This window comes from Methanolacinia paynteri (genome assembly GCF_000784355.1).
Taxonomy (GTDB): domain Archaea; phylum Halobacteriota; class Methanomicrobia; order Methanomicrobiales; family Methanomicrobiaceae; genus Methanolacinia; species Methanolacinia paynteri.
On sequence record NZ_KN360942.1, the window covers coordinates 85,899 to 92,661 of the forward strand.

6 protein-coding genes are annotated in these 6,763 nt (G+C 53.2%); 5 read left to right on the forward strand and 1 reads right to left on the reverse strand.

Annotated elements, in window-relative coordinates:
• Position 1 precedes the first annotated feature (1 nt).
• The 5 genes from METPAY_RS12750 to METPAY_RS12770 all read left to right on the forward strand — a co-directional run bounded on the left by METPAY_RS12750 (position 2) and on the right by METPAY_RS12770 (position 5,621).
• The gene (locus METPAY_RS12750) at positions 2-1,321 is read left to right on the forward strand and encodes a formylmethanofuran dehydrogenase subunit B (protein ID WP_048152944.1); all 1,320 of its coding nucleotides are present in this window, start codon (positions 2-4) and stop codon (positions 1,319-1,321) included.
• A 4-nt stretch (positions 1,322-1,325) separates the two neighbouring features.
• Positions 1,326-3,044: a formylmethanofuran dehydrogenase subunit A gene (locus tag METPAY_RS12755; protein ID WP_084600892.1), complete on the forward strand. Its 1,719-nt coding sequence runs from the start codon at positions 1,326-1,328 to the stop codon at positions 3,042-3,044.
• A 16-nt stretch (positions 3,045-3,060) separates the two neighbouring features.
• Positions 3,061-3,864: a formylmethanofuran dehydrogenase subunit C gene (locus METPAY_RS12760; RefSeq protein WP_048152946.1), complete on the forward strand. Its 804-nt coding sequence runs from the start codon at positions 3,061-3,063 to the stop codon at positions 3,862-3,864.
• Positions 3,865-3,960: 96 nt separating this feature from the next.
• Positions 3,961-4,344: a molybdopterin dinucleotide binding domain-containing protein gene (locus METPAY_RS12765; RefSeq protein ID WP_048152947.1), complete on the forward strand. Its 384-nt coding sequence runs from the start codon at positions 3,961-3,963 to the stop codon at positions 4,342-4,344.
• The gene (locus tag METPAY_RS12770; protein ID WP_048152948.1) at positions 4,341-5,621 is read left to right on the forward strand and encodes a formylmethanofuran dehydrogenase subunit B; all 1,281 of its coding nucleotides are present in this window, start codon (positions 4,341-4,343) and stop codon (positions 5,619-5,621) included. The genes METPAY_RS12765 and METPAY_RS12770 overlap by 4 nt, the downstream gene beginning before the upstream one ends.
• 410 nt (positions 5,622-6,031) lie before the next feature.
• Here METPAY_RS12770 and METPAY_RS15565 read toward each other — a convergent pair.
• The coding region (locus METPAY_RS15565; RefSeq protein WP_048152975.1) for a substrate-binding domain-containing protein at positions 6,032-6,763 on the reverse strand (732 nt) is incomplete at its 5' end.

Below are 6,763 nucleotides of genomic sequence, written 5' to 3' on the forward strand. Positions count from 1 at the left end.
AATGGTAGTCAGAGTTACGGATGTAGTGTGTCCTTTCTGCGGCACATTGTGCGACGATCTCGAATGCGACATCAGTGACGACGGCAAGAAGATCCTTGAGATCTATAACGCCTGTGCGATCGGTGCCGAGAAGTTCATGCACTCCCAGTCCGATGACCGTCTTGTCCTCCCGAGGATGAGACAAGAGGACGGAACCTGGAAGAGCATCTCTTATGAAGAGGCGGTAGAGTTTACCGCACAAATGCTTACGAATGCCGTAAAACCGCTTATGTACGGCTGGAGCTCTACAAACTGCGAAGCCCAGAGCATGGGTTCCAAGGTCGGAGAGCTCTGCGGTGCCCAGATGGACAATACGGCGACGGTCTGCCACGGATCTACACTCATCGCAATCCAGGATGCCGGCGTTCCAAGCTGCACCCTCGGTGAGATCAAGAACCGTGCGGATTTCGTAATATTCTGGGGCTGCAATCCCGCCCACGCCCACCCGCGCCATATGTCACGCTATTCGATCTTTCCACGCGGGTTCTTTACCGGAAAAGGGCACAAGGGAAGGACTTTCGTAGTAGTAGACCCCCGTCATACAGATACGGCGAGTCTTACGGATTACCACCTCCCTGTAGAGCAGGGGCGGGATTACGAACTTTTAAGCGCACTACGTGTCGTTTTCCACGGTGAAGGCGACAGACTCCCTGAAGTTGTTGCAGGAATTCCGAAGGAGACCATAATCGAAGTCGGAGAAAAGATGAAGGCGGCCAGGTTCGGCTGCATATTCTTCGGCATGGGTGTGACCCAGTCGATCTCGAAGAACCATAATATCGACATGGCGATCAATGTCACCCGCGACCTCAATGAATTTTCGAAATGGTCCATTATGCCGATGCGTGGCCACTACAACGTCACGGGTTCAGGTGAGGTGTGGGGATGGCAATACGGCTATCCCTTCTGCATAGATCTTTCGAGAGGCTATGCACGCTATAATCCGGGCGAGTCCTCGTCCAACGATCTTATCGAGAGAGGCGAACTCGATGCGGTCTTCGTTCTCGGCAGCGATCCCGGCGCCCACTTCCCGTTCAGTGCCGTAAAGAAGATGAACAAACTGCCGTGCGTATGCGTAGACCCGCATATCACGCCGACTACCGTAGTCGCGGATCTCCACGTGCCTGTGGCATTTGTCGGTGTGGAGGTAGGTGGATGTGCATACCGCATGGACAGCGTTCCGATCGAGACGCACAAGGTCGTCGATCCGCCCGAGGGTGTTCTCACTGACGAAGAGTTCCTGGAAAAGGTCTACGAACGGATGAAAGAGATCAAGGGAGTGTGACCTGATGGAATACATAGTCAAAAACGGTTTCGTCGTCGATCCTGTTCTCGGGGCAGACTGCGAAAAGATGGATATTGCGGTAAGGGACGGCAAAATCGTCGATGATGCCGGCCCGAACGCAAAGGTTATCGACGCGTCCGGAATGCTCGTCATGGCCGGCGGCGTGGATATCCATTCGCACAGTGCCGGCCCGAAGGTAAATGTCGGGAGGAACTTCCGTCCAGAGGACAAGGGAAATCACCCGGAATTCACAAGGCCCCGGTCGGGCGTTAAGAAGATGGAGGCAGGTTTTTCAGTACCCACAGCATACTCGTCCGGTTACATATTTTCAAGGATGGGCTACGGCTTTGCGACCGAGGCCGCGATGCCCCCGCTCTATGCCAAGCACACCCATGAAGAGATGAGGGATACGCCGATCATCGACGAGGCGGCACTTCCTGTCTTCGGCAACAACTGGTTCGTCCTCGATTACCTGAAGAACCACGAGATCGATAATACGGCAAGCTATATCGCATGGCTCCTGCGTGTGACAAAGGGATACGGCATAAAATGTGTAAATCCCGGCGGAACAGAGGCATGGGCATGGGGAATGAACTGCATAACGCCGAAAGATCCCGTTCCTTTCTTCGATATCACGCCCGAAGAGATCATAAAAGGTCTTATCGAAGCGAACGAATACCTGAAACTTCCCCACTCGATGCATCTTCACTCGAACTCGCTCGGGGAACCGGGCAATTACCAGATTACGATAGATTCGCTGAAATGCGCAGAAGGCATAAAACCAGCAGGCGATTTCAATCGTGACCAGGTCCTTCACCATACACATCTCCAGTTCCACTGTTACGGCGGGGATTCTTACTCGTCAAAGAGTTTCGAGTCGAGGTCGAGGGAAGTAATGGACTACATCAACAGCGTAGACAACATCACGTTCGATATAGGCCAGATAACACTGGACGAGACCACGACGATGACAGCCGATGGTCCGTTCGAATACCACCTCTCGCATATGAACCACCTGAAGTGGGTCAACAAGGATGTCGAACTTGAGACAGCCGCAGGTGTAGTTCCGTTTATCTACAACCCGAATTCGTTCATCGGGGTCGCCCAGTGGGCTATCGGTCTTGAACTGGGTCTCCTTGCAAAGGACCCGATGAAGTGCTATGTTACGACGGACGCACCGAACGCCGGCCCGGTTCATCGCTACCCGCGTGTGATCAAATGGCTCATGAGCTCGAAGGCCCGCGACGATATCCTCGATGCATGCAAGTACGGCGAAAGCGTCCGCTCGCAGTGCTATATCAGTGAACTCTCGGACAGGGAGCTCACTCTTATGGATATCGCAAAGATGACGCGTGCAGGTTCTGCAAAGGCGCTCGGTCTCTCGCACATGTTCGGATCTCTTAAGCCGGGCATGGAGGGCGACGTCTCGGTCTACCCAATCAACCCGGTGGAAGATCTCGGCGACCCTGATAAGATCGAGTACGCATTCGGAAATGCGAAGTACTTCATAAAGAGCGGCGAGCTGATAATCGACAACGGCGAGTTCGTCAGCAACGGAAACAAGCGGACATTCTGGGTGAGCCACCCGATGCAGCTGACGGATCAGGTGGAACGCGACATATCCGAGCGTTTCAAGAAGTACTATACGGTCACGAGGAACAACTACGGGGTAAAGGAGCACCACTACGTCCCGAACCCGTACGTGATCGAGGTAGGAGCCTGAAAAGAGGTGATTTGTGATGAATACTGTTCAGGTAACAATGATAAAGGACCCGAAGCTCTATATCGAGGCCGAAAATATCGTTCCCGATATTTTTGCAGGCAAGACTCCCGAAGAGATCAGGGAGCTTCCGATATACGAGGGCAACCGGACCTATAAGCTCGGCGAGTATTTCGAGGTCACGGGCAAACCCGGTGAGACTGCAGCAGAGACGAAGATCGAGGTCAGGGGCGAAAGTCTCGGCCGCGTGAAATGGATCGGCAGCAGGATGACGGGCGGCGAGGTGATAATCTTCGGGGATTCGGATATGTACACCGGGGCCTTCATGGAGGGCGGAAGGATCGAGGTTAAAGGAAATGTCGGTCACTTTACCGCTCTCGGCATGAAGAACGGGGAGATGATAATCGCAGGGAATGCCGGCAATTATCTCGGTGCAGCGTACCGCGGCGACTGGCGCGGCATGATGGATGGGGTTATCCGTGTCGGTGGCAATGCAGGTTCGGATCTTGCAACTTATATGCGTGGCGGCGAGGTCGTGATCGGCGGAAATGTCGATGTCCATGTCGGCAACCACCAGGAAGGCGGCAGGATCGTCATAAAAGGGAATGCGAAGAGCAAGGTCGGCGGCCAGATGGTCCAGGGAGACATCTTCGTATTCGGAACGATTGACCTGATGATGCCCGGATTTGCATATACCGAAGATGCCGAACTTGAGGTCGACGGAGCGAAAGAGACCTTTAAGGTCTATGAAGGAGACCTCGGGGAACGCCACCCGAAGAAGAGTGGAAAGACCGTCTACGCGCACCTGTACGTAAAGGCCTGATTTGCACGAACGTTTTTGCAAATCAGATATCTGTGGGGATTGTATGAAAACAGATCTCCTGGATCTTTTTTCCCGGAACTTCCCGGGAGTTATTTTATGAAGTACATAATGCTGACCGGAAGATCGATTAAGCAGGGCGAGAGCATAGAGCAAAAACTCTCGCAAAATTACAGCCTGATTACTTCGACATGTTTCATGAATCTTCTCGACATGGTCAACCTCGAACTTGAAGACGGGGAGAACATCAGGGCGATCTCTGATTCAGGATCGGTGGTCTTTCATGTCGCCGGAGACGAGGGACTAAAGTCCGGGACGGTGTTCATCCCGTACGGACCGTACTGCAATATGCTGATCTCCGAGCTTACACATGGATCGGGGATGCCTGATTTCAAATCGTGTGAGATCGAAATCGGGCGTACAGACGAGAATGTTTTATCCGTAATCGATCTCTTGTCCGAAGCCGGGGGCAAGGAATTATGAAAACCACGGCGAATGCGACATGCCCCTTTTGCGGTTGCCTCTGCGACGACCTCTCGGTTACTATCGAAGATAATAGGATCATCTCCGTCGACAACGGCTGTGCCCTCGCCAATGCAAAGTTTCTCGATGATAAAAGGCTTCAGCACCCTGTGATCCGTGAAAACAACCGGCTGAGAGAGTCATCTTACGAGGAAGCAATAGAAATTTCAGCGGATCTGCTGAAAAATGCCGACAGACCTCTCTTCTTCGGCTGGAGCGGCACACAGGTCGAAGCACAGTGTGCCGGGGTAAATCTTTGTGAAGTCCTCGGTGGAGTTATCGACAACACGTCTTCGATATGCCACGGGCCGTCTATTCTTGCGATACAGGAGGTAGGTCACCCCGGGTGTACGCTCGGGCAGGTGAAGAACAGGGCCGACCTCGTAATTTACTGGGGCTGCAATCCCTCGGAATCGCATCCAAGACATTTAAGCAAATATACTACCTATGCGTCGGGTTTCTTCGTGAAAAATGCCCACAGGGAGAGAAAACTGATTGTGGTGGATGTGAGAAAGACAGAATCGGCGGATCTCGCGGACGAATTTGTACAGATTAATCCCGGCGGCGATTATGCCGTTTTGTCCGCACTCAGGGCGATAGTCCGGGGCAGATCGGATTTTATCCCGGAAACCGTCTCGGGAGTTCCCAAAGCACAGCTAAAAAGGATTGTCGATATCTGCAAGGAGGCAAAATTCGGGGCAATCTTCTTCGGGCTCGGGCTGACGATGTCAGAAAACAAATATAAAAACGTCCGGAATGCGATCGAACTGACACGTGAACTCTCGCGGCACACAAAATTTACGATAACACCAATGAGAGGACACTGGAACGTCTATGGTGCAAATGAAGCGTTTACATGGCTGACAGGATATCCGTATGCCGTCGATTTTGCAAGAGGAACCGCATATTATAATCCCGGCGAGACGAGTGCCGTCGATATTCTTGCAAGAAGGGAATGCGACGTCATGTTTGTCATCGGGAGCGATCCGGGTGCTCATCTCCCGCGAAAGTGCCTGGAATATATGTCGAAGATTCCCGTCATCCTGGTAGATCCGCACGTAAACTGCACATCCGTCTTCGCCGACGTCCAGATTCCCGTGGCGATTGCAGGAATAGAGACGAGCGGGACCGCCTATCGTATGGACGGAGTTCCTCTTATGACGAAAAAACTGATTGAGACGGATTTTCCTACGGATACGGAGATAATAAACAGGATCCATGAGATTGTTGTAGGCTGATGATCTCTCCATTAAGCACATCGCTGGCATCCCCTCGCCGCGGCCCCACCAGATAATTTTTTCAGCGTTTTTATTATTCCCACTGCAATTTGAGAAATCGGCAGATAATAAAATATCTAAAGATTTCACTTAGGCAACCCCGGCACCGGCGGTCAGGCCGCCGGACGGCCCCTGCCCAGGGGCCTTGCCCGAAGATAATTTTCTCACGGCACGCCCGGGGACCGGCAAGGGTCCCCGGGCTGTTGAATTTAGTTTTTGTATAGTGTTACCGCGTCCCGCCACGCAGGGGATACTCGGCTATCCCCGGAGTGGCTTATCACAGGGAGAGGCCCCGAGGCCGGGGCCGGTCCGCGGGGCTGCTGTGCGGCCCGCGGCGAGGGGTTGCCTGAGTAAATTATGAAATAAAAAAATCAAACATATCTCATAACGCCCGTATTTTCCGTGATATAACCCCCGATCCCTGCAAGAATATCCTTAAAGGCCTGGGAGCGGATGGCGTCGCAGACGATCTTCGCCCTCTCGTCTTCGAGAGTTTCGGCATACATCGCAAGTTCGTACTTCTCGGTCGCGACCGGCACGAACTTCAGGCCGTGTATGTTTGCGGCGCTCAGAGTGCACATCCCCGCCTCGGCATCGCCGTTCTTTATCGCGAGCGCTACATCGAGATGGGTGCTCATCTCGCGTTCGTATCCGCTGATCTTCGAGCTGTCCATTCCCTTTTGCCCGAGCATGTAGTCGAGGAGCACCCTTGTTCCCGATCCCCTCTGGCGGTTGACATACGTATGCTCTTCGAGCTCCTCGAACCTAATCCCGTCTTTCGAGGCGATCCCCTGCTGCCTGTCGGCTACGCAGATGAGGGCCAGATCCTCGCCCGGCAGGTATTTCCTCAGGTATTGCGTGTTGTAGTCGCCGTCGGGGGAGAGAAGATGGGTCGGTGCCGCGTGGCACATGCGCCTCTTAAGCGCAAGAATTCCTCCCATGCTTCCGACATGGCAGGAGTACACGTTTGTCCCTTTTACTGCCGCCATATCGGCAACGTAATCCAGACAGGGGTCGTGGCTTCCGGTGATCAGGAATGCACTGTCGATCAGGTGTTTATCGGCAAGAAGAGTGATCTCCGATCTTTCGCCTGTTTCGATTCC